The 22,531-nt window shown below is 60.9% G+C and carries 20 protein-coding genes; 13 read left to right on the top strand and 7 right to left on the bottom strand.

What is annotated here, in order from left to right; all coding sequences use genetic code 11:
• The first annotated feature begins 108 nt into the window (after positions 1-108).
• Positions 109-1,611, top strand: coding sequence for a lysine--tRNA ligase (gene lysS / locus NAV33_RS13515; protein ID WP_255980838.1), 1,503 nt, complete (start codon positions 109-111; stop codon positions 1,609-1,611).
• 289 nt (positions 1,612-1,900) lie between these two features.
• Positions 1,901-3,196, top strand: coding sequence for a flavohemoglobin expression-modulating QEGLA motif protein (locus NAV33_RS13510; protein ID WP_255980836.1), 1,296 nt, complete (start codon positions 1,901-1,903; stop codon positions 3,194-3,196).
• Between the two features lie 60 nt (positions 3,197-3,256).
• Here the strand turns inward: NAV33_RS13510 and NAV33_RS13505 are convergent, their stop codons facing one another.
• The 3 genes from NAV33_RS13505 to dctP all read right to left on the bottom strand — a co-directional run bounded on the left by NAV33_RS13505 (position 3,257) and on the right by dctP (position 6,210).
• Complete coding sequence (locus NAV33_RS13505; RefSeq protein ID WP_255980834.1) at positions 3,257-4,567, bottom strand: TRAP transporter large permease; 1,311 nt, start codon at positions 4,565-4,567, stop codon at positions 3,257-3,259.
• Positions 4,564-5,094: a TRAP transporter small permease subunit gene (locus tag NAV33_RS13500; RefSeq protein ID WP_255980832.1), complete on the bottom strand. Its 531-nt coding sequence runs from the start codon at positions 5,092-5,094 to the stop codon at positions 4,564-4,566. The genes NAV33_RS13505 and NAV33_RS13500 overlap by 4 nt, the downstream gene beginning before the upstream one ends.
• An 81-nt stretch (positions 5,095-5,175) precedes the next feature.
• Positions 5,176-6,210, bottom strand: a complete 1,035-nt coding sequence (gene dctP / locus NAV33_RS13495; RefSeq protein ID WP_255980830.1) for a TRAP transporter substrate-binding protein DctP — start codon at positions 6,208-6,210, stop codon at positions 5,176-5,178.
• A 431-nt stretch (positions 6,211-6,641) separates the two neighbouring features.
• Between dctP and NAV33_RS13490 the strand changes: the two genes are divergently transcribed.
• The 8 genes from NAV33_RS13490 to NAV33_RS13455 all read left to right on the top strand — a co-directional run bounded on the left by NAV33_RS13490 (position 6,642) and on the right by NAV33_RS13455 (position 14,529).
• Positions 6,642-7,160, top strand: coding sequence for a PaaI family thioesterase (locus NAV33_RS13490; RefSeq protein ID WP_255980828.1), 519 nt, complete (start codon positions 6,642-6,644; stop codon positions 7,158-7,160).
• Complete coding sequence (locus NAV33_RS13485) at positions 7,153-8,364, top strand: acyl-CoA dehydrogenase family protein (RefSeq protein WP_255980826.1); 1,212 nt, start codon at positions 7,153-7,155, stop codon at positions 8,362-8,364. The genes NAV33_RS13490 and NAV33_RS13485 overlap by 8 nt, the downstream gene beginning before the upstream one ends.
• Positions 8,365-8,397: 33 nt before the next feature.
• Entirely contained in the window at positions 8,398-9,165 is a 768-nt protein-coding gene (locus tag NAV33_RS13480) for an SDR family NAD(P)-dependent oxidoreductase (RefSeq protein WP_255980824.1), read from the top strand.
• Positions 9,166-9,175: 10 nt separating this feature from the next.
• A complete protein-coding gene (locus tag NAV33_RS13475) occupies positions 9,176-10,246 on the top strand; it encodes a phosphotransferase (RefSeq protein ID WP_255980822.1) in 1,071 nt (356 codons plus the stop codon).
• Positions 10,243-11,046, top strand: a complete 804-nt coding sequence (surE, locus tag NAV33_RS13470) for a 5'/3'-nucleotidase SurE (RefSeq protein ID WP_255980820.1) — start codon at positions 10,243-10,245, stop codon at positions 11,044-11,046. The genes NAV33_RS13475 and surE overlap by 4 nt, the downstream gene beginning before the upstream one ends.
• Positions 11,046-12,725 carry a long-chain fatty acid--CoA ligase gene (locus NAV33_RS13465; RefSeq protein WP_255980818.1) on the top strand — a complete coding sequence of 560 codons (1,680 nt, stop codon included), beginning with the start codon at positions 11,046-11,048 and terminating at the stop codon, positions 12,723-12,725. Before surE ends, NAV33_RS13465 begins: the two co-directional genes overlap by 1 nt.
• A 47-nt stretch (positions 12,726-12,772) precedes the next feature.
• Complete coding sequence (locus tag NAV33_RS13460) at positions 12,773-13,519, top strand: class II aldolase/adducin family protein (RefSeq protein WP_255980816.1); 747 nt, start codon at positions 12,773-12,775, stop codon at positions 13,517-13,519.
• Positions 13,520-13,599: 80 nt separating this feature from the next.
• On the top strand, positions 13,600-14,529 hold the full coding sequence (locus NAV33_RS13455; protein WP_255980814.1) for a 2-hydroxyacid dehydrogenase: 930 nt from the start codon (positions 13,600-13,602) through the stop codon (positions 14,527-14,529).
• A gap of 81 nt (positions 14,530-14,610) precedes the next feature.
• Here the strand turns inward: NAV33_RS13455 and NAV33_RS13450 are convergent, their stop codons facing one another.
• Entirely contained in the window at positions 14,611-16,176 is a 1,566-nt protein-coding gene (locus NAV33_RS13450) for a class I adenylate-forming enzyme family protein (RefSeq protein ID WP_255980812.1), read from the bottom strand.
• A gap of 287 nt (positions 16,177-16,463) precedes the next feature.
• Here NAV33_RS13450 and NAV33_RS13445 point away from each other — a divergent pair, with 287 nt between their 5' ends.
• On the top strand, positions 16,464-16,802 hold the full coding sequence (locus NAV33_RS13445) for a hypothetical protein (RefSeq protein WP_255980810.1): 339 nt from the start codon (positions 16,464-16,466) through the stop codon (positions 16,800-16,802).
• A gap of 101 nt (positions 16,803-16,903) precedes the next feature.
• Here the strand turns inward: NAV33_RS13445 and NAV33_RS13440 are convergent, their stop codons facing one another.
• The 3 genes from NAV33_RS13440 to NAV33_RS13430 form a co-directional block, all read right to left on the bottom strand.
• On the bottom strand, positions 16,904-17,707 hold the full coding sequence (locus NAV33_RS13440) for an OmpA family protein (RefSeq protein ID WP_255980808.1): 804 nt from the start codon (positions 17,705-17,707) through the stop codon (positions 16,904-16,906).
• A 45-nt stretch (positions 17,708-17,752) separates the two neighbouring features.
• Entirely contained in the window at positions 17,753-18,148 is a 396-nt protein-coding gene (locus tag NAV33_RS13435; RefSeq protein ID WP_423836668.1) for a DUF4398 domain-containing protein, read from the bottom strand.
• Positions 18,149-18,413: 265 nt separating this feature from the next.
• Positions 18,414-18,755, bottom strand: coding sequence for a pilin assembly protein (locus NAV33_RS13430; RefSeq protein WP_255980806.1), 342 nt, complete (start codon positions 18,753-18,755; stop codon positions 18,414-18,416).
• Positions 18,756-18,954: 199 nt separating this feature from the next.
• Here NAV33_RS13430 and ppc point away from each other — a divergent pair, with 199 nt between their 5' ends.
• Both ppc and adk read left to right on the top strand, forming a co-directional pair.
• Positions 18,955-21,591: a phosphoenolpyruvate carboxylase gene (ppc, locus tag NAV33_RS13425; RefSeq protein ID WP_255980804.1), complete on the top strand. Its 2,637-nt coding sequence runs from the start codon at positions 18,955-18,957 to the stop codon at positions 21,589-21,591.
• A gap of 252 nt (positions 21,592-21,843) precedes the next feature.
• Positions 21,844-22,491 carry an adenylate kinase gene (adk, locus tag NAV33_RS13420; protein ID WP_255980802.1) on the top strand — a complete coding sequence of 216 codons (648 nt, stop codon included), beginning with the start codon at positions 21,844-21,846 and terminating at the stop codon, positions 22,489-22,491.
• Positions 22,492-22,531: the final 40 nt, after the last annotated feature.

Below are 22,531 nucleotides of genomic sequence, written 5' to 3'. Positions count from 1 at the left end.
CACCGTGGTTCCGAAACCCGCAGCACATCAGCTTCAGCCTGCACGACAATCAGACATTAGCTAGCCAATCCATGGGTCTAGACGACCCACGCGACGGAATAACTGACCATGAGCGAACAACCGCTGAACCAGCACGCCATCCAAGAGGAAGAAAACAGCCTGATCCTTCAGCGCAAGGAAAAACTGGCTGCCGAGCGCGCCAAGGGCGATGTCTTCCCCAACGACTTCCGTCGCGACAGCTACTGCAACGATCTGCAGCAGAAGTACGTCGACAAGACCAAGGAAGAGCTGGCAGAAGCGGCGATTCCGGTGAAGGTCGCCGGTCGCATCATGCTCAACCGCGGCGCCTTCATGGTGTTGCAGGACATGAGCGGACGCATCCAGGTCTACGTCAACCGCAAGACACTGCCGGCCGAGACCCTGGAAGCGATCAAGCACTGGGACCTGGGCGACATCATCGCTGCCGAGGGCACCCTGGCGCGTTCCGGTAAGGGCGACCTTTATGTCGAGATGACCGACGTGCGTCTGCTGACCAAATCGCTGCGCCCGCTACCGGACAAGCACCATGGTCTGACCGACACCGAGCAGCGCTACCGCCAGCGCTACGTCGATCTGATCGTCAACGAGGAAACCCGCCACACCTTCCGCGTGCGTTCGCAGGTGATCGGCCACATCCGCAAGTTCCTCAACGAGCGCGACTTCCTCGAAGTCGAAACGCCGATGCTGCAGACCATTCCTGGCGGTGCCGCGGCCAAGCCGTTCGAGACCCATCACAATGCGCTGGACCTGCCGATGTTCCTGCGCATCGCGCCGGAGCTTTACCTCAAGCGTCTAGTGGTCGGTGGTTTCGAGCGCGTCTTCGAGATCAACCGCAACTTCCGTAACGAAGGCGTTTCGACCCGGCACAACCCCGAGTTCACCATGCTCGAGTTCTACCAGGCCTACGCCGACTACGAAGACAACATGGATCTCACCGAAGAGTTGTTCCGCGAGCTGGCGCAGCTGGTTCTGGGCAGCACCGACGTCCCTTACGGCGATAAGGTGTTCCACTTCGGCGAGCCGTTTGTGCGGCTTTCGGTGTTCGATTCGATCCTGAAGTACAACCCGGACATCAGCGCCGCCGATCTGCAGAACGTCGACACCGCGCGCACTATCGCCAAAAAGGCCGGCGCCAAGGTGTTGGGCTTCGAAGGCCTGGGCAAGCTGCAGGTGATGATTTTCGAGGAACTGGTCGAGCACAAGCTGGAGCAGCCACACTTCATCACTCGCTATCCGTTCGAAGTCTCGCCGCTGGCGCGTCGCAGCGATGATGATCCGAGCGTCACCGACCGCTTCGAGCTGTTCATTGGCGGCCGCGAAATTGCCAATGCCTATTCCGAGTTGAATGACGCCGAGGACCAGGCCGAGCGCTTCATGCAGCAGGTTGCCGACAAGGATGCCGGTGATGATGAAGCCATGCACTTCGACGCTGACTTCGTCCGCGCGCTGGAGTACGGCATGCCACCGACCGCGGGTGAGGGTATCGGCATCGACCGTCTGGTGATGCTGTTGACCAATTCACCGTCGATCCGCGACGTGATTCTGTTCCCACATATGCGCCCTGAGGTCTGACCTCATCTGGTCCCCGCTCGGTGACGCTTTACCGAGCGGTGATCGTCCCGTCGTTTGCGTCTGGCGGTCGCGTCTGCACTGAAGATGCACCGCTCCGAGCATCGAACCTCCGCATCACCACCGCAGCCGCAGGGCGACGGCGCGTACCGTCGCCGTCTCGATGGCTTCAGATCGGTAATCGTCTGCCGACAGCTGTATATAGCTGAAGCAGCTCTTCGCGAACCGGACACGGATTGCGACGGTCCGCTGATGTATAAGTTGAAGGCTACGGATCACTGACGAGGTACGGATGAATACCCGTAACAATCTCGATGAGTACCAAAGCACGGTTCGTGCACTATCCGACCGCATCGTGGAGGCACAAACCCCGGTGCGGGTGCTCGATGCGGTGAAGTGGGACGACAACGTCCGTCAGGGCTTCTTCGCCGCTGGCGGTCGCGAGCTACCGAAGGTCGATCGCAGCTATTACGAAGGACGCCCGCTGGCGTTCGATTCGAGCGCCAAGAAGGAAGAATTCCAGAACATCGAGCGGGACATCACGCGGCAGCTGGGGCAGTTCAACCCGGTCGGGCAGATCATGCGGCGCATGTGCAAGGAATACCGCATGGTGATCCGCATGCTCGAAGCACGCGGTACCGCTGATTTCGGGCTGATCTCCCAGGAACTCTACGGCGCGGCGTCGGACGCTTTCCATGCCGGCGATCCTACGCTCGCCGACCTCGGCTTGATGCTCTCCGATTACCTGAACAACATTGCCGACCGAGGCGATCTCAAAGACGAAGCCAAAACCCTCAACGCGCCGCAAGCGGTGGACATGCTGCAGAAACGGCTCGACTTGGTATTCGGTGAAGGCGAAGGCGTGATCCGCGTGTTTGAATCCGACGGCATCCTTGCCGACGCAGCCGCGGGTGCCGACTACATCAAGATCCGCAGCGATGCCATGTTCAACGAGCGCGACGTGCGCGCTCTGGAAGTCCACGAGGGTCTGGTGCATGTGGGCACGACGCTTAATGGCCAGAACCAGCCGATCTGCACCTTCCTTGCGAAGGGCCCGCCGTCTTCCACCGTGACTCAGGAAGGCCTGGCAATTCTGATGGAAGTCATCGCCTTCGCCTCATACCCGACCCGCCTGCGCAAGCTCACCAACCGCACCCGCGCCATTCACATGGCCGAGGAGGGCGCGGATTTCCTTGAGGTGTTCGCCTTCTTCCGTGACCAGGGCTACGCCGAGGACGAGTGCTACAGCAACGCCAGCCGGGTTTTCCGCGGTTCGCTCCCGAATGGTTTGCCCTTCACCAAGGACCTGTCCTATCTGAAGGGCTTCATCATGATTTACAACTACATCCAGCTTGCGGTCCGCAAGGGCCGGCTGGAGCAGATTCCGCTGTTGTTCTGCGGCAAGACCACTCTGGAAGACATGCGCACCCTGCGCCAGCTGGTCGACGAGGGTATGGTCGTCCCACCCAAATATCTGCCGCAGCAGTTCCAGGACCTCAACGCGCTGTCAGCCTGGATGTGCTTCTCCAATTTCCTTAATCACCTGAGCCTCGATCGGATCGAGGCGGATTACGCGAATATTCTCTAAGGCGCATACGAAAAAAGCCGGAGCATCTGCTCCGGCTTTTTTCGTTTCGGTTGATGGCAATCAGAACAGTGTATTCGGCAGGTAGGTCGCGATCTCCGGAAAGACCATGATGATGCCCATTCCGATGATGTTAACGATCACGAAAGGAATCACCGACCAGTAGATGTCTTTCATGGTGATGCTTGGCGGGACGATACCCTTCAGATAGAAGAGGTTGAACCCGAAGGGCGGCGTCATATAGCCGATTTCCATGTTGATCACGAACAGCACGCCGAACCAGATCGGATCGAAGCCCAGCGAGGCGATGATCGGCAGGAATACCGGTAGGGTGATCAGCATGATGCCGACCGGATCGAGCAGCATGCCCATGACGAATACGATGGCCATCATGAAGATGACGATCGCCCAGCGGCCGCCCGGCAGGTCCATCATCAGCCCTTCGATCAACGACTGCGCGCCCATGCCTTGGTAGGCCGAACTGAACGCGTGGGCCGCGAACAAGATCCAGGCGATCATGCCGGTGAGTTTGAAGGTGCGGATAGCCGCTTCCTGCAGGATCGGCCAGTTCAGCTTGCGGTACACGGCGGCGGAAATCAGCGCGCCGAACACACCCATCGCAGCCGCCTCGGTCGGCGTGGTTATGCCACCAATGATCGAGCCGAGGACCATTACCACGATGCCGATCGGCAGCAGCACGGCGCGCACCGCCCGAAATTTCTCCGGCCAGGTACCGCGTTCTTCCTTTGGCAGTGCCGGTGCCAGGTGCGGTTGCAAGTAGCTGCGCACTAGCACGTAGGTAACCGTCAGGAAGACCAGCAGAAGACCCGGCAACACACCTGCGGCGAACATCTTGCCGACCGATTGGCCGCTGATCATTGCGTAGAGAATCATCATGATGCTCGGCGGGATCAGGATCCCCCAGCCCCCGCCGGTGTTGATGCAGCCGAGCACCATGCGCTTGTCGTATCCGCGCTCGAGCATCGCTGGCAGGGCAATGGTGCCCATCGCCACCACCGCAGCGCCGCTGATGCCAACCATTGCGCCGAACACCGCGCAGATACCTAGTGTGCCGATCGCTAGCCCGCCACGCATGCCGCCGCACCACAGGTGCATCATGCGATAGAGGTCGCGCGCCACGCCCGTTCGTTCGAGCAGCATGGCCATGAACACGAATAGCGGAATGGCCACCAGGGTGAAGCTTTCCATGGTGCCCCACATCTGCGAGGCGACCATATAGAAGGCATCGACGCCCCAGGTGAAATAAAGAAACAGCACCGAGACGCCGCCCAGTACAAACGCCAGTGGTAGGCCCAGTACGAGGAAGAACACCAAGGTCAGGAAGAACAGCAGCGTGGTGATTTCGATGCTCATTGCGCATCCTCCGCGTGCTTGGCTGGCTCGTGCCCCAGCGCGATAAGGATGTCTTGCAGCAGCTTGGCAATTCCCTGCAACAGCAACAGCAAGGTACCGAGCGGAATCATCGCCTTGATCGGCCAGATAGGCGGGTTCCAGGCCGAATAGGAGGTTTCCATGCCTTGAATCGATTCCCAAGCCATTGAGCTGCCGAAGTAGAGCAGCGCGGCCATGAAGAGGAAAAACATGCTCGAGGTGAAGATATCGATCCATGCGCGGGTGCGCGGACCGAACGAGGCATACAACAGATCCACGTTAACGTGGTCGCGATGCGCCATCACGTAGCCGCCGGACAGCACTACGTAAGCACCGAACAGCATCTGTCCGAATTCATTGGTCCAGGAGGTGGGATTCGAGAACAGATAGCGCATGAGCACTTCGAACAGCAGTAGTCCAAAGATGATAAAGATCAGATAGGCCACCCAGCGGCCAATGAATTCGTTGAGCCGGGTGATGCCGTCGATGTAGGCATGGATCAGGCGCATGACGAGTCCCACGAGAAAAATTGAGCGAATTTTCCAGGCCGGCGCGGTTAGGCGCGCCGGCCTGGTGATCAGGCGAGGAAATTACATGTAGCCGAGGTCGCCGAGGAAGGTCTTGAGTTTTTGCAGGGCTTGAGCGGCTTTTTCGCTGCGCTTGCCTTCTTCTTCCCACGACTTACGCGCTACTTCCTGTAGCCGCTTCTGTACGTCCTCGGGCAGCACGTTGACCTGTACGCCTTCTTCCTTGATCGCTTTCTGCAAGGCGATCTGCTCTTGGTACAGGTATTCGTTAGTGCGGTACCAGAACTGCTCGTCAAGGATCTGCTTGACGATCTCCTGGTCGCGCTCGGAGAGCTTGTCCAATGCCTTCTGACTGACAATGATCACGTCGGTACCGGCAATGTTGAGCGCGGGTTTGACGTGAAACTTCGCTACTTCGTAGAAGCTCATGCTCGCCGCACCCTGGGCCGCACCCCAATGCGCGCCATCGACCACACCGGTATCGAGCGCCGGGTAAAGCTCGCCGCCGGGTAGGTAGGTCGTCGAGGCGCCTGCCTCGTCGAGGAATTTTTGCAGCGCGCCCGAAGAGCGAATTTTCAGTTTGGTGAAATCCTCCCAGCTGTTGATCGGGCGCTTCACCACCATCTCCGTCGGGTAGACCTTGTCAGTCGACCAGTACACCCCGTACTGAGCGGCTTCTTCGCGGAGCATGTCCTCGAAGCCCATGTGCTTATGGAAGTAGGCCGTTTCCCAAACATTCTGAAAGGCGAACGGCAGCCCGGAGGCGATGCCGGCGAGCGTGATTTTGTCCTGGGCGTAGCCAGGGGAGATGGTGCCCATCTGAATGATGCCGCGGCTGACCGCGTTGAAGGTTTCCTGCGGTTTGAACAGCGCACCGGATTCGAACAGTTGCAATTCCAGGCGGCCTTCGGTGCGCCTCTCTATCTCATTCTTCAGACGCACCAGGCTGTCTTCGTAAGAGCTACTGGCGCTCGGCCAGTGGGATTGGACACGCCACTTGGTGACCTCTTGGGCCGCGGCCATTTGCGGCAGGACCGCAGAGACCGCCAAGGCGACCAGGCTGGCTGGAACGAGTAGCTTCTTGAGCATGGATTTCATAACGCGTCCTCTTGTTGTAATTGTCTGGCTGACGGGCCTTTTTTGTGTACCTACATCATTCTACGTTTCGCACAGTAAAACTGATTTTTGAAAATGTATCCGAAAGCTAACATAGCGCGTAGCTTTTTCAACCGCTGGTATGTGCTATCGACTCCTTTTTTTGTTTTTACAACTATCCCACCGCTTGGCTGACTGGTGCCATGGCACTTCGATATTGATCTTAGACGGTTCTGTTTGTGGGTCGTCATAATTCTGCCTGATGGAACTGGATTTCGAATTGACTCGAAGATGCAGGCATGCCAGCTTCAAAAAACAGCGTCTCTACAAAAACAATCGAGGGGGCTCGCTATGCGGTTCGTAATTCGACACATCGAGATGGGGCAGTCCTGTACTTGCGCTTCAACGACTGCGACTCGCTCAAGCTGCGTGTCATGAAGACGCGAGACCTGGATCCGTCTGTGAGCGAAGACCCGGCGATCAAACTGCCGATCAGCGGCGGTAAGGATCTCCCAGGGTTTCATCAGGTGTTGGGCTACCGTCAAGTGACCTGGACGGAAAATGAGGCGGTCATCGAGCTGGACGTGCAAGCCTGTCACCTGAACATGGCTGGCGTGATCCACGGCGGTGTGTTGACTTCGCTGCTCGACGTGGTGCTGGCCGAGGCCGGCACCTATTGCCCTTATCCAGGCCGGGTGCGCAAAGCCATCACGCTGGTGCTGAACACCACCTTCACCGGGCAGTGTTCCGGCGGAGTCATCCGCGCCATCGGTAAGCGGCGTGCTGGTGGCACCCGAATCTTCAACAGTTCCGGCGAAGTACGCGACCAGGATGATCGTCTGCTGGCGATCGGCGAAGCGACTTTCCGCCTGCGCTCCGGCAGCGAGCATCCGCAAGGGGTGCCATTTTCGTTGCCCCCGCAGAACAACAAGAAGGAAAACGGCGATGTATGAATTGACTGGTAAAGCGCTGCAGATCCATGAACAGCTCACAGCCTTCATGGAAGAGCATGTCTATCCCAACGAACACCTCTTTCATGAGCAGGTCGCCACCGCAGCGGATCGCTGGGCGCCGCCGCCGATTCTCGAAGAGCTCAAGGCCAAAGCCAGGGCGCAGGGGCTGTGGAATCTGTTCTTGCCGGAGAGCGAGTTCGGCGCCGGGCTGACCAATTTCGAGTACGCCCACCTGTGCGAGATCATGGGTCGTTCCCATGGTGCCGCTGAGGTCTTCAACTGCTCCGCACCGGACACCGGCAATATGGAGGTGCTGACGCGCTACGGCACGCCGGAGCAGCAGGAACAGTGGCTGAAACCCTTGCTCAACGGCGAGATACGCTCCTGCTTTTCGATGACCGAACCTGACGTGGCATCGTCCGATGCCACCAATATTGCCTGCGAGATTCGCCGCGAAGGCGATGAGTACGTGATCAACGGGCACAAGTGGTGGTCGTCCGGCGCGATGGCAACCACCTGCAAGATAGCTATCGTCATGGGTAAGACCGATCCCACTGCCGAGCGCCATCGCCAGCAGTCGATGATTCTCGTGCCGCTGGATACGCCTGGCGTGGAAATCAGCCGGGCGCTTCATGTATTCGGCTACGACCACGCGCCTCACGGACATGCCGAAATTCATTACAACAACGTTCGCGTTCCGGCCAGCAACATCCTGCTTGGCGAGGGCCGTGGTTTCGAAATCGCCCAGGGACGTCTCGGCCCGGGTCGCATCCACCATTGCATGCGCACCATCGGAGTAGCCGAGCGCGCCCTGCAGGCCATGTGCGAGCGCGTTCATTCCCGCGTGGCATTCGGCAAGCGGCTGGCCGACTTCGACTCGATTCGCAAGGATATCGCCCGTTCACGCATCGAGATCGAACAGACCCGCCTGTTGACGCTCAAGGCGGCGCGCATGATGGACACCGTCGGCAACAAGGTGGCGCGCCAGGAGATCGCCATGATCAAGGCGGCTGCACCCAGCATGGCGCTGCGGGTACTGGATCGCGCGATTCAGGTGCACGGGGCCAAGGGCGTCTGCCAGGACAGCTTTCTGGCGGCGGCGTGGGCCCACCAACGCACCTTGCGCCTGGCGGATGGCCCGGACGAGGTGCATCTGGACACCATCGCCAAACTGGAGCTGCAGAACTACTCCAAAAAGCGCTGAGCCTCCTACGAAACCTACAAGAAGGATGTAGTCATGACCAATCCGTTATTCGATCTGTCCGGAAAGGTGGCGCTGATCACCGGCTCCACCCGTGGTATTGGCCGTTCCATCGCCGAAGAAATGGCGAGGTGCGGCGCCAAGGTTGTCATCTCCAGCCGCAAGGCCGATGCCTGCGAGACCGTGGCCGCCGAGCTCCAAGCTGCGGGCTTCGAGGCCATCGCTGTGCCCTGTCATGTTGGCCGCAAGGAAGACCTGCAGCGGTTGGTCGAAACCACCTTGCAAACCTGGGGGCGCATCGATGTGCTGGTCTGCAACGCGGCCACCAACCCCGTCTACGGCCCGACCAGTGAGCTGACCGATGATGCTTGGGACAAGATCATGGACACCAACGTCAAGGGCACCTTCTGGCTGTCGAACATGGTTCTGCCGCAGATGGCCGAACGTGGCGAAGGGGCGGTAATCATGCTCTCCAGCATCGCCGGGCTGCGTGGCAATACCGTGATCGGCACCTATGGCGTATCCAAGGCGGCCGAAGCGGCGCTGGCGCGCAACTTGGCTGCCGAGTGGGGCCCCAAGGGCATTCGCGTGAACGCCATCGCGCCGGGGCTGGTGCGTACCGATTTCGCCAAGGCATTGCTCGACGATCCGGAGCGGGTTCGTCGGGCGGCCGAGAAAACCCCGCTGCGCCGTATCGGCGAGCCGGTGGATATTGCCGGAATCGCGGTCTTTCTCGCGGCGCCCGCCAGTGCCTATATCACCGGTCAGGTAATCGTCGCGGATGGCGGAGAAACCGCGTGCTGAGGGGTTGGTAATGAGCGAACCCGAACTGATCGAGGTCCTGCCGGCGCATCGTTTCGATGAGGCCGCGCTGGCTCGGTATCTGCGCCTGCATTTGCCGCAGCTGGGTGATGACGGTCTGATCATCAAGCAATTCCAGGGCGGCCAGTCCAACCCTACCTATCTATTGGAAAGCGCCGGGCGCCGTTATGTGCTGCGCAAGAAGCCGCCGGGCAAGGTGCTGCCCTCGGCGCACATGGTCGAACGTGAGTACAAGGTAATCCGCGCGCTATCCGAGCACACCCGTGTGCCGGTACCGCATGTGCATCTGCTGTGCGAGGACGAAGGCATCATCGGCACGGCCTTCTATCTGATGGATCACGTCGAGGGGCGAATCTTCAGTCATCCGGCGCTGGAGGAGCTGGCGGTCCAGGAGCGTCAGCCGGTTCATCTGGCCGCTATCGATACTCTGGCCGAGCTGCATCGAGTCGATGTCGAGGCGGTGGGGCTTGGTGATTTCGGCAAAGCTCAGGGCTATTTTGCCCGTCAGGTGAAGCGTTGGTCCGGCCAGTATCAGGCCTCCCGCACGGGCGACATGCCGGCGATGGAGCGGCTGATGCAGTGGCTGCCGGAACAGGTGCCGCAACGCGACGAGTGCGCCATCGCCCACGGTGACTACCGCCTCGGCAATCTGATCTTTGAACCCGGGGCGGCGAAGGTGGCGGCAATTCTTGACTGGGAGCTGTCGACCCTGGGCCATCCGCTCGCCGACCTCGCTTATTTCTGCCTGCCGTATCACCTGCCCGCCGGTGTGGATGGCTTGCGTGGGCTGGTTGGCAGCGATCTGCAGGCGCAGGGCATTCCCACCGAACAGCAGGTGCTGGAACGTTACTGCAAGCAAAGTGGACGGACTGAAGTGGCGAACTGGCATGTCTTCGTGGCGTTTTCGCTGTTTCGTCTCGCGGCGATTGTCCAGGGTGTTTATGCCCGTGCACTGCAGGGCAACGCGAGCAATGCCGATGCGCTGCAAGTCGGTCAGCGCGCCGGCTTGCTGGCCGATGCGGGCTGGCGCATCGCCCAACGTGGTCAGGGAGAATTGGCATGAGCGGTCCGTTGCTGCGCCGCGTCCTGCTGACCAACGACGACGGCATCGCCGCGCCGGGGCTGGCGCTGCTCGAGCGGATCGCCGCGCAACTGGCCGAGGAAGTCTGGGTAGTTGCGCCCGAGCACGACCAGAGCGGCACCGGTCAGGGCATCTCGGTGCATTCGCCGCTGCGGGTATATCGCCACGGCGAACGGCGCTTCGCCGTTTCCGGTACGCCGTCCGACTGCGTGATGTTCGCCATGGCCGAGTGGTTGCAGGAGTCGCCACCCGATCTGGTGCTCTCCGGCGTCAACAGTGGGGCGAACATCGGCGACTCGGTTCCCTATTCGGGAACCATCGGCGCAGTGCTCAGCGCCGATTTGCTGGGGCTGCCGGCCATCGGCCTGAGCCAGGCCTTTCTCGATCGCACGAATATCGATTGGTCGTGTGTCGAAATCTACGCTGAAGCCGCGATCCGCGAGCTCTGGATGCGCCGCTCTGAAGGCGGCTGTTGTTGGAACGTCAACTTTCCCGCCTGCTCGGCCGACGCGGTCAGCCATCTGCGGATGACCCAGCAATCGCGCGGCTCAATTACCAAGCCGCGCCTGCAGGCCGGCCGGGACGGTCGAGGCCTGCCGTACTGGTGGCTCGGCTTCGAGCATTCCTCGTCGCACATCGTTGCGCCCGAGGCGGACGTTACAGCGCTGCGCGAGAAACGCATCGCCATCACACCTTTGCGCGACACCCGAGGCTGGCTCGAGTGGGGCGAAGAACGGGCCTTGGCAGACCTGGCCTTTTATAGCGATTCAGGAGCTTTGTAATGTTCACTCGTCATCATGCGGTCTGGCCCGAGGATTTGCCCAAACACCTGACGGTGCCGGAAACCAGCCTGTTCACCAATCTGGAAATCTCCGCCCGACGTTTTCCGGACAAGACGGCGATCATCTATTACGACACCTTGATTACCTACACCGAGCTGCTGCGCGAGGTGGAAGCGCTGGCCGGCTATCTTCAGCACCTTGGGGTAGCGAAAGGCGATCGGGTGCTGTTGTACATGCAGAACTCACCGCAGTTCACCATCGCCTATTACGCGATCCTGCGTGCGGACGCCGTGGTGGTGCCGGTCAATCCGATGAACCACAGCGCCGAATTGGAACATTACCTGCACGATACCGGCGCCACGGTCTGCATTTGCGGCCAGGAGCTGACCGGTTTTATTTCGTCGCTGGTCGGCACCGCACAGTTGCGCCAGGTGATCGTCGCGGCCTATTCGCAGTACGTTCGCCAGCCCACCGATTTGGCGTTGCCGGCAGAGGTGCAGGCAGCGCCGACCACGCCGGATTTCGCCGGTGGCGTCAGCTGGAGCGAGGCCCTGAGCGCGGGTCATGCGCCGGGCCCGCACGCCGCCGGCCCGGACGATCTGTGCGTGTTCCCTTACAGCTCCGGCACCACCGGTGCGCCCAAGGGCTGCATGCACACCCATCGCTCGGCCATGGCGACCATCATTCACCGCGTGGTCTGGACCAATAGCACCAGCGAGTCGGTGATTCTCGCAACGCTGCCGTATTTTCACGTGACCGGCATGCAGGGCGCCATGAGCGGGCCGATCTACAACGGCGGCACCGCGGTGATCATGACCCGCTGGGACCGCAAGGTCGCGGCGAAACTGATCGAGCGCCACGCGGTAACCGGCTGGGTCAATATCGCCACCATGGCCATCGACTTTCTCGCCGATCCGGATCTCGAACAGTACGACCTGTCCAGCCTGGTCAGCGTCGGCGGCGGCGGGGCGGCCATGCCCAAGGCGGTCGAAGAAAAGCTGCATCGGCTCACTGGTCTGCGTTACATCGAGGGCTACGGCCTGTCCGAAACCATTGCTGCCACTCATATCAACCCGGTCGCGCGCCCCAAGGCTCAATGCCTCGGCATTCCGGTATTCGATGTCGACAGTCGGGTCATCGACCTGAGCACGCAACGCGAGCTTGGCCCCAACGAGGTGGGTGAGATCGTTAGTCACGGTCCGCAGGTATTCGTCGGCTACTGGAACCGGCCTGAAGAGACCGAACGCGCCTTCATCGAGCTGGACGGCAAGCGTTTCTTTCGCACCGGAGACATGGGCTACTACGATGAGGAGGGCTATTTTTTCATGGTCGACCGGGTCAAACGCATGATCAATGCGTCGGGCTTCAAGGTTTGGCCGTCGGAGGTCGAGAGCCTGATGTACCGCCACCCTGCGATCCAGGAGTGCTGTGTCATCTCGCGCCCCGATCCAAAACGCGGCGAGACGGTAAAAGCCTGCGTTGTGCTGCGTGACGGTCAGGCCGGACAGGTCAGCGAGCAGGACGTCATCGACTGGTGCAAGGCGGAGATGGCGGCCTACAAGGCGCCGGTGTACGTTGAGTTCGTTGCGTCATTGCCGCGTTCGTCTACCGGCAAGCTGATGTGGCGTGCCTTGCAGGAAGAAGAGAACCGCAAACACGCCAGTGCGCAGGAGGCCTGACGGCACAGCCCCGACCTAGGCCCCTTCGAAACCAATGGAGAAGACTTATGCAAGATTCAACTTCGACGAATCGGGACGCGGAATGGCAGGTGCGTAAGGACCTCGCCGCGGCCTATCGACTGGTGGCGCACTTCGGCTGGGACGATCTCGTTTTCACTCATCTGTCTGCCCGCGTGCCGGGGCCTGAACATCATTTTCTGATCAACCCCTATGGCCTGCTATTTCAGGAAATCACTGCCTCGTCGCTGGTGAAAGTGGACAGCGAGGGGCAGATCGTCCAGAGCGGCAGCCTGCATCGAGTCAACCCGGCGGGCTTCACCATCCACAGCGCTATTCACATGGGGCGCGAGGACGCCGGCGCGGTCATGCACCTGCATGCCGCCGACGGCACGGCGGTCTCGGCACACCGCGATGGTCTGCTGCCGCTGAGCCAGACCGCGATGCTCTGTCTCGATCACCTCAGCTATCACGATTACGAAGGCGTGGCGCTGGACCTGAGCGAGCGCGAACGGCTGATCCGCGACCTCGGCGACAAGCAGATAATGATCCTGCGCAACCATGGCGTGCTTACGGCGGGCAGCACAGTCGCCGAAGCCTTCACGTACCTTTATTTCCTGATGAAGGCGTGCGAGATCCAGGTGCGAGCCCAGTCTTGCGGCCCGACCCACCTTCCGTCAGACGCCGCCATCGAAACCACTCGCCAGCAATCGGCCGAACTGGGCAAAGCGGCCAAACTGACCTGGCCGGCGCTGTTGCGCCTGCTGGAAGCCAACGGCCACGTCTACGCGATATAAGCGCCTCGGCTGGCATCATGGCCCGTCTGCCAGCCAGCGCAGGCGGGCATCTTTCGAACAGAACAAAAAGCAGAGCGCCCATGAAAATCCTCTTCGTCGCCGCCGATCCCAAGCCCGAGCGTTGGACCAACCTGATTCAGCAGCACCTTCCAGACGCAGAGATTCAGGTATGGCATCCGGACAGCCCGAGTTGCGGCGCCGACTACGCCATCGTCTGGCATCCGCCGGCCGCCTTGTTCGACAAGGAACCGCAGCTCAAGGCGATCTTCAATCTTGGCGCAGGGGTAGATGCCTTGGTGAAGGTGCCGAACCTGCCGCGCAATGTCCCGGTGGTACGCTTGGAAGATGCTGGCATGGCAGTGCAGATGGCCGAATACGTCGCTTATCATGTGATCGGCATCACCCGTGACATGGACGCCTACCGCGAACAGCAGACTGCCGGGCAATGGAAACTGCGCCGGCCCATCGAGCGCAGCGAGTGGCCGGTGGGCGTGCTGGGCCTCGGCCACATCGGCCAGCGTGTCGCCTGCACACTGGCTGGGCTGGAATATCCGGTTTGCGGCTGGTCGCGCTCCACTTACGATATCGAGGGCGTGCGCAGCTTTGCTGGCGAGGCCGAACTGGACGGCTTTCTCGGCGAAACCCGCGTGCTGATCAATACGCTGCCGCTGACCGACAGTACGCGGGATCTGATCGACTATTCGCTGCTGTCGCGGCTCAGACCCGACGCGGTGGTGATCAACGTCGGTCGTGGTGAGCATCTGGTAGATGAGGATCTCGTTCGGGCCATAGAGGAGGGGCGTGTGACCCGAGCGGTGCTCGATGTCTTCCGTGAGGAGCCGCTGCCAACCACCCATCCGTTCTGGAACATGCCGCAAGTCAGCATCACGCCGCATGTCTCGGCACGTACCTTGCGCGAAGCGACCATCACACAGATCGGCGACAAGATTCTCGCGCTGGAACAGGGCCAGGCCATCAGCGGTATCGTCGACGTACAGCGTGGTTACTGAGGGCGGGCGTGAAGCGTAGGTACGCTCGCAAGGGACGCTGCTTGTACCGAGCAGCGCCTTTCCAGACGCTGAACTCGGCTTTCAATCCAAAATGCCGTGCATTTCCAGATAGCGGTCGCGCAGCTCGCGCTTGAGCACCTTGCCAATGGCGCTGCGCGGCAACTCGTCAGCCAGTTCCAGGCGTGCCAGGCGCTGGGTTTTGCCAACACGACTGTTGAACCAATCCAGTAGCGCTTCCGAGGTTTCCGTCGCTCCTGCGGTGCGCACGACGAAGGCCACCGGCGTCTCGCCCCAGCGCGTGGACGCTACGCCAACCACCGCGACGTCTGCGATTGCCGGGTGCTCGCGCAGTATGGCCTCGAGATCGCTGGGGTAAAGGTTGAAGCCGCCGGAAATGATCATGTCCTTCTTGCGATCGAGCAGCGTCAGGAAGCCCTCGTCGTCGAAGCGGCCAACGTCCCCGGTGCGGATGAAGCGTTTGCCGCTGGGATCGAACCATTCGGCTTCGGCGGTCTTCTCTGGCTTGTTGAGATAGCCGGTCATCATGGCCGGCGAATGGCCGACGATTTCGCCGATGGCCCCCTCCGGCAGTTCAACGCCCTGGTCGTCGATCACGCGAATGTCATGTCCTTCGGCTGGCTTGCCGACGGTGTGCAGCTTGTCCGGATATTCGTGTGCGGCGAGGATGCAGGTGCCACCGCCTTCAGTCATTCCGTAGGTGTCGATCAGTCCCCCCGGCCAGCGCGCCAGCACATCTGCCTTCAGCGCTGCATTGAACGGGGCGCTGGTGCACATCTTGTAGCGGAAGCGGCTTAGGTCGTACTGATCGAAGTCGTCGCGCGCCATGATCCGCTGGTATTGCACCGGCACCAGCATCGTATGGGTGACGCCGTGCTGCTGTGCCAGGCGCAGGTACTCGCCCGCCTCGAATTTGCCCATCAGCACCACGGTGCTGCCCAGCGCCACTGTAGGTAGGAAGGCCACCAGCGTCGTGTTGGAGTACAGCGGCGTAGAGATCAGCGTGACGGCATTTTCGCCATAGCCGTAGCCGGCACTGCGGCGGACGTGCGCCCAGCGCATGGCGTGGGACTGCACGATGCCCTTGGGCTCGCCGGTGGTGCCGGAGGAATAGATAACGTTGAACGCCCAATCAGGCTGGATCGCTACTGGTTGTGGCGGTGTATCGCACAGCCATGCGGACAATCCGTTCGCGGTCTGGTCCAGCCGCAAAGCCGGGCAGGGCAATCGCGCTGCGACGGGTGTCAGATGCTGCGCGGCATGCTCGTCGATGAATAGCAGGTGAGACGAGGCATCCGCCAGCATGGTCAACAGGCTTTCTGCACTGGCCGAGGGCGCCAAGGGCGCTACCGCCACACCAGCGCGCAGCGCTCCGAGAAAAACCGTGGCGTATTCGATGGAGTTGAGCGCACAGATTGCCAACACATCACCGGGTTTCATGCCGTCGCGCTGCACTGCGGCGGCGACCCTGTTCATATGGGCGTCGAGTTGGGCGAAGCTCAGGCTACGCTCGCCCTGGATCAAGGCGCGATGATCGGGGCGATGCTTTGCCCAGTGCTTGATGAGGTCGGGGATGGCCGCAAAGGGTTGTTCGAGATCGATGGCGTCGGGGCGGGCAGAAATATCCATGGCTGGCTCGTCCTGTCGAAGAAGAGAGGTTGTGCCATGCAATAGCAGGCACGGCAGTGCATCGGATTGGATCAACCTTCAGCGGTAATTGCGCGCGCGTGAAGTGTTATTCGCGCCGGCTATGGCAGGCAATCAATAGGATCAGACATTGCTGTCACAACGAAAGCGAGGCCTTTTCTGCTCAGCGCTGCGACCTCCAGCCGTGTATTCAGTCGGACGGCTGAGCCTTCGCCCCAGGCGCGTTATTTTTGCGACAATGTCGCCTATTTGATCAGGCGAGCCCCTCCATGTCCGAACGTAACCCCATCCCGCTGATCCTCACTGCCATCGGCAGTGTCATCGGCACCGTAGCGGTGCTGTCCTATTACGGCTATATGCACGTCGCCAAGCCAGAAGACGCGCTGCTGTTGGCCGATTACACCATGCTCAAGACCATTCCAGGCGAGGACTACCGCGTCTCGCTCAAGCCTGCGCCGCAGGTGGCGGAATGCATCGATGGCGTGCTGGTGCTGTTCGACACGGAGCAGAAGGGCCTGACCGGTGTGTTGGTGGATAACCGCAAGCGTGCGATTCGTTGCATGGGCCAGCGAGTGCCTGCCGCTGGCAATTCGGCGGTCGAGCAATAACGCGACAATTCGGCTGACGCTTCAACTAGAAAACCCGCCATCATGGCGGGTTTTCTAGTTGAAGCGTCGTTAGTACCGGTTTTCCGATACTGCTGTTGCGGTCATTCCATCGACGAGCGCGGGGCGACCTGTTGGTTGTCGTTGGAGATGGTCACTTCAACACGACGGTTCATGGCGCGGTTCGATGGTGAGTCATTGCTCGCGACCGGATACTCCTCACCGTAGCCAATGGTCTGGATCCGCTGTGGATCGACACCGGCGCGGGTCAATGCACGAAGCACGGACTCCGCGCGACGCTGTGAGAGCTGCTGGTTGTAGGAATCGGAGCCAGTGCTGTCGGTGTACCCCTCGACCACCACCTTGCGCTCCGGATTCTCAACGAGGAAGTCGGCAAGCTTCTGCACGCCACGCATGCCAGACGGCTTGAGTTCGGACTTGTTCAGATCGAACAGCACGTCGCCGAAGGTCACTAGCGTGCCGCGCTCGGTCTGCTTGGCCTGTAGGTCCTGCTGCAACTGGCGGATTTCCTCCTGCTGCCGCTGGAGCTGCTGCTCGCGCGATTCGAGACGGGCTTCGGCGCGCTTGGCCGATGCCTTCTCGATTTGCTGCTCGGCAGTGCGCAAGGCGATCGTCTGCTCGGCGAGTTCGATGCGACGCTTGGCCAGATAGGCGAGCTGGTCGACTTTTTCCTCATCCGCATCGTTCAGATAGGCCTGATTGGCCTTCTCCAGCATGTTGCCGGCATCTTCGGTTTCCAATGCGGCCAACTGATTGGAGCGGGCGTCGGCCTGCAGTTGTGAATACTGGCTGCGGGCCTGCTCGAGGTTCTGGTTGGGCTGAGAAGAGCAGGCTGCCAGCCCGATGGTCATGGCCAGGACTGTTGGAAGAGTCAGTAATTTATTCATAACGGGTCATCCTTTTGTGAAGGCGTTGAGAGTTGAACGTCGTGATTACTGGAGGCCGCGCATGCTTTCTTCTCGCAGTTCCTGAATCCCTTTGTTGGCTTCCTCTACTGCCTTTTGCGCCTTGGCTGCCTGAGCTTTTCGCTCGGCCACTCGGGCATCCCATTCGGCTTGCTCGGCCAGCTTGCGGGCTTCGTCGTAATTTTCCTTCTGCATGGCCAACTCGGCCTGTTTCCATTTTTCCCGCGCGTTGCGCATTTCAACCGCCGCGTATTCGGTGCCGCCCGCGCTTACCGCGCTACGTACCGCGGACTCGGTGACGGCGAACTGTTCATTCGGCGGGTTGCCCGCACAACCAACCAGCAGCAGGCCTCCGAGCGCAACGGCTGCAAGTTTGGGTAAGTGAAATCGCGACAGTGGGCTTTCGATGGCGTTCATTTTCATGGTCAGTCTCCGATGGAAGTTTTGCCTGACGGATGGGAAACAGTGCCCGCACGCTTTGCGCTCGGCCTGGAATTGAGCGGCCTGCAATAGAACGGGCATGTTTTTGTGAGGCCATCTCGCCGCAAACGTTCCAGTAAAGAGATAAACGAAGCGCCTGGAAGCCGCTTTTTAGAGCTGTCTGGACCGGGCCTAAGCCGCGCTGGATGAGCGCCTTGGCTCAGCTATGCGGCGCATTGCGAGGCGCGACCGCCGCAAAGGCTTGGCCTTAGGACTGTTCCGAACGCTCAGCAAGCAAGCGCTCCAGATGCTTTCGCGAAAGCGCCAGAAAACGCGGTGTCGGGCCGACGTCTTCGTAGATCGGGTCGCCTTGCTCGTCGGTGGAAATCACGTTGGAACCCTGCTTGTAAGGGAGGCTGGTTTCGATAGCTTCCAGCGCGGCGCCCACCAGCTCTCCGAGCAGCTCATCGGTGCTGCGCTTGGGATACATCTCGGCCAGTGCGGCCAGCCGCGCAGCGCTCTCGACATCCAGCGGAATGGTGTATTGCGTGCTGCTCATACGGCCGGTGGCAGTGCTTTCCCACTCGTGGACCAGTTCTGAGATTTTCATCAAGCTCCATCCTTAGCCCGCTATGCGAGCGACATTTGCGTGAAATGCGAGCGGTTGTCGAACGTGCGCTCTTGCGCCATGCCTTGTCATCGACGAACGCGCTGGGCACTCTGTTTGGAGGGTTCTAACAGCGTAGCCGTTCAGCATCGATTGCAGATTGGCTGCGAGCCTTCGATGGTGCGGTCTGGGAGATACGAACATGGCGAAGATCGACGCGCGTCTGCGCGAGAACGTTCATCTGCTCGGCGAACTGCTGGGCAACACCATCCGCGAACAACACGGTGATGCCTTCCTCGATAAGATCGAGCGCATCCGCAAGGGTGCTAAGGGTGCGCGCCGCGGTTCTGTCGACGGGGCCAAACTGTTGCAGGAAACCCTCGACGGGTTGGCAGACGATGAGCTGCTGCCCATGACCCGTGCCTTCAATCAGTTTCTCAATCTGGCCAATATCGCCGAGCAGTATCACCAGGTACGTCGTCGACATCCCGGCGAGTCGGCACCCTTCGAAGCCGGCGTGCTGTCCGGGTTGCTCGAGCGGCTCAAGGGAGAAGGCTTCGGTCAGGAGTTGCTCGCGCGTCAGGTAGGCCGGCTGGAAGTCGAGCTGGTGTTGACCGCCCACCCGACCGAGGTCTCGCGGCGCACCCTGATCCAAAAATACGACGCCATCGCCGCGCAACTGGCAGCACGTGACCACACCGATCTCGGTGCGGCGGAGCTGGCCCAAATCGAACTGCGCCTGCAGCGGCTGATCGCCGAGGCCTGGCACACCGAGGAAATTCGCCGCAGTCGGCCGACGCCGGTGGAAGAAGCGAAATGGGGCTTCGCCGTCATCGAAAACTCGCTTTGGCAGGCGTTGCCGAATGTGCTGCGGCATACCGATCAGGTGCTTAGTCGCAGCACTGGCTTGCACTTGCCGCTGGATGCTGCGCCGATTCGCTTTGCATCCTGGATGGGTGGCGATCGCGACGGCAATCCCAACGTGACGGCGAAAGTGACCCGCGAGGTGCTATTGCTGGCGCGCTGGGTCGCGGCTGATTTATTCCTGCACGATATCGAGGGGCTGATCACCGCGCTGTCGATGCAAACCGCCAGCGACGAGCTGTTGCATCACAGCGGCGAATCGGCCGAGCCCTACCGGACGCTGCTCAAGAGCTTGCGTGGGCGCCTTCAGGCCACGCGAGACTGGGCGAGTAGCGCTGTCGAACACGACCAGCTGGCGCCGCTCGCGGTATTGCAGGAAAACCGTGAGCTACGGGAGCCGCTCGAACTGTGCTATCGCTCATTACATGCCTGCGGCATGGGCGTGATCGCTGACGGCGCTTTGCTCGATACGCTGCGTCGGGTCGCCGCGTTCGGGCTGTTTCTGGTGCGCCTCGACATCCGCCAGGACTCGGCTCGGCACGTCGCGGCGTTGGCGGAAATTACCGATTATCTGGGGATAGGCCACTATGACCAGTGGAACGAGCAGCAGCGCTTGGACTTCCTCCAGCGCGAGCTGAGCAATCGCCGTCCACTGCTGCCGCCACATTTTCAACCGTCGGCCGAGACCGCAGAGGTACTGGCGACTTGTCGCGTGGTGGCGCAGGCGCCGGGTTCATCGCTCGGCTCGTACGTCATCTCCATGGCCAAGGGTGCGTCGGATGTACTGGCGGTACAACTGTTGCTCAAGGAGTCCGGCCTGCGGCGGCCGATGCGCGTAGCGCCGTTGTTCGAGACGCTGGACGATCTGAACAATGCCGGCCCGGCCATTGATCGCCTGCTGGCACTGCCCGGTTATCGCCAGCGTTTGCACGGCCCGCAGGAGGTCATGATCGGCTATTCGGACTCCGCCAAGGATGCCGGTACCACCGCGGCGGCCTGGGCCCAGTACCGTGCTCAGGAAAGCCTCGTCGAAATCTGTCGTGATCACGATGTCGAGTTGCTGCTGTTCCACGGCCGTGGCGGCACTGTCGGACGAGGCGGCGGTCCGGCCCATGCGGCGATCCTGTCGCAGCCGCCCGGATCGGTGGCGGGGCGTTTCCGCACGACCGAGCAGGGCGAGATGATCCGCTTCAAGTTCGGGCTGCCGGATATCGCCGAGCAGAACCTCAATCTGTATCTGGCAGCAGTACTGGAGGCGACTTTGCTACCGCCGCCGATGCCCGAACCGGACTGGCGCGAAACCATGGACCAATTGGCCGGGAAGGGCGTCGAGGCGTATCGCGGTGTGGTGCGTGATCACCCGCAGTTCGTCGAGTATTTCCGCCAGGCGACGCCCGAGCAGGAACTCGGCCGGTTGCCGCTGGGCAGCCGGCCCTCGAAGCGTCGCGAAGGCGGCGTCGAGAGTTTGCGGGCGATTCCCTGGATATTCGCCTGGACCCAGACCCGGCTGATGCTCCCCGCCTGGCTGGGCTGGGAACAGGCGTTGCAGGTCGCACTGGAGCGCGGCGAAGGCGAGCGGCTACGATCCATGCGTCAACATTGGCCGTTTTTCAGCACGCGCATCGACATGCTCGAAATGGTGTTGGCCAAGGCTGACGCGGACATTGCAAAGCGTTACGACGAGCGCCTGGTCTCAGCGCAACTGCAGTCGCTGGGTCGCGATTTGCGTGACAGATTGTCGCAGGCGGTGGAGGCGGCGCTTAGGCTGACCGGCCAGTCCGAACTGCTGGCGCATAGCCCCGAGACCCTTGAGGCTTTCAGCTTGCGCAACACCTATCTGGATCCCTTGCACCTGATGCAGACCGAGCTGCTGGCCCGTTCACGGCGACAACAGAACCCGGCGGAAAGCCCTCTGGAGCAAGCCCTGCTGGTCAGCGTGGCAGGTATTGCGGCGGGTTTGCGCAACACCGGTTGAGCCGAAACAAAGCAGATTACGGCGCGCCGGTCTAATGTCATCGTGGCCGGCCGGCGCCGTTTTATCGTCTCCATGCGCCGATAAACCGTCCATGAGCAGCACGGTGGGGTCTGCTTGTCTGCATTCTGTGCGCTGTGTATCGTGTTCAACCTTTTGTCGCATGGCGGCAAACCAGAATTTTTGATTCGCCAGCGGTAGGGTTGCAGTCAATCGGCCCTGGCGGCATCCCTTTGCAAACTTGAGGACTCATCCATGCGCGTAATTTTGCTGGGAGCACCCGGTGCCGGGAAAGGCACACAGGCACGCTTCATTACCGAGAAATTCGCCATCCCGCAAATTTCCACCGGTGACATGTTGCGCGCAGCGGTCAAGGCCGGTTCGCCGCTGGGGCTGCAGGTCAAGGACGTGATGGAAAGCGGTGGTCTGGTTTCCGACGAGATCATCATTGCGCTGATTCAAGAGCGTCTGCAGCAGGCCGATTGCACCAACGGCTTCCTCTTCGATGGCTTCCCGCGCACCATTCCGCAAGCCGAAGCACTGCGCGACGCCGGAGTGAAGCTCGACCACGTACTGGAAATTGCCGTAGACGACGAAGAGATCGTCGGTCGTCTTTCTGGCCGCTGGGTACACGCTGCTTCGGGGCGTGTTTACCACACCGAGCACAACCCGCCGAAAGTGACCGGCATCGATGACCTCACCGGTGAAGAATTGATCCAGCGCAAGGACGACTTGGAAGAAACCGTTCGTCACCGTCTGAGCCTCTACCACTCGCAGACCAAGCCGCTGGTAGCCTTCTACCAGAACCTCGAAGCCGCCCAGGGCACCCCCAAGTGCAGCCGCGTCGAAGGCGTCGGCTCGGTAGAAGAGATCACCGCCAAGGTGCTGGCTGCGCTCAGCTGATTCACCTAGGCAAACTGAACGGTCCGCTTGCGGGCCGTTT

The organism is Stutzerimonas stutzeri (assembly GCF_024448715.1).
Lineage (GTDB): Bacteria > Pseudomonadota > Gammaproteobacteria > Pseudomonadales > Pseudomonadaceae > Stutzerimonas > Stutzerimonas stutzeri_AR.
This window is presented reverse-complemented; position numbering and strand designations above follow the sequence as displayed.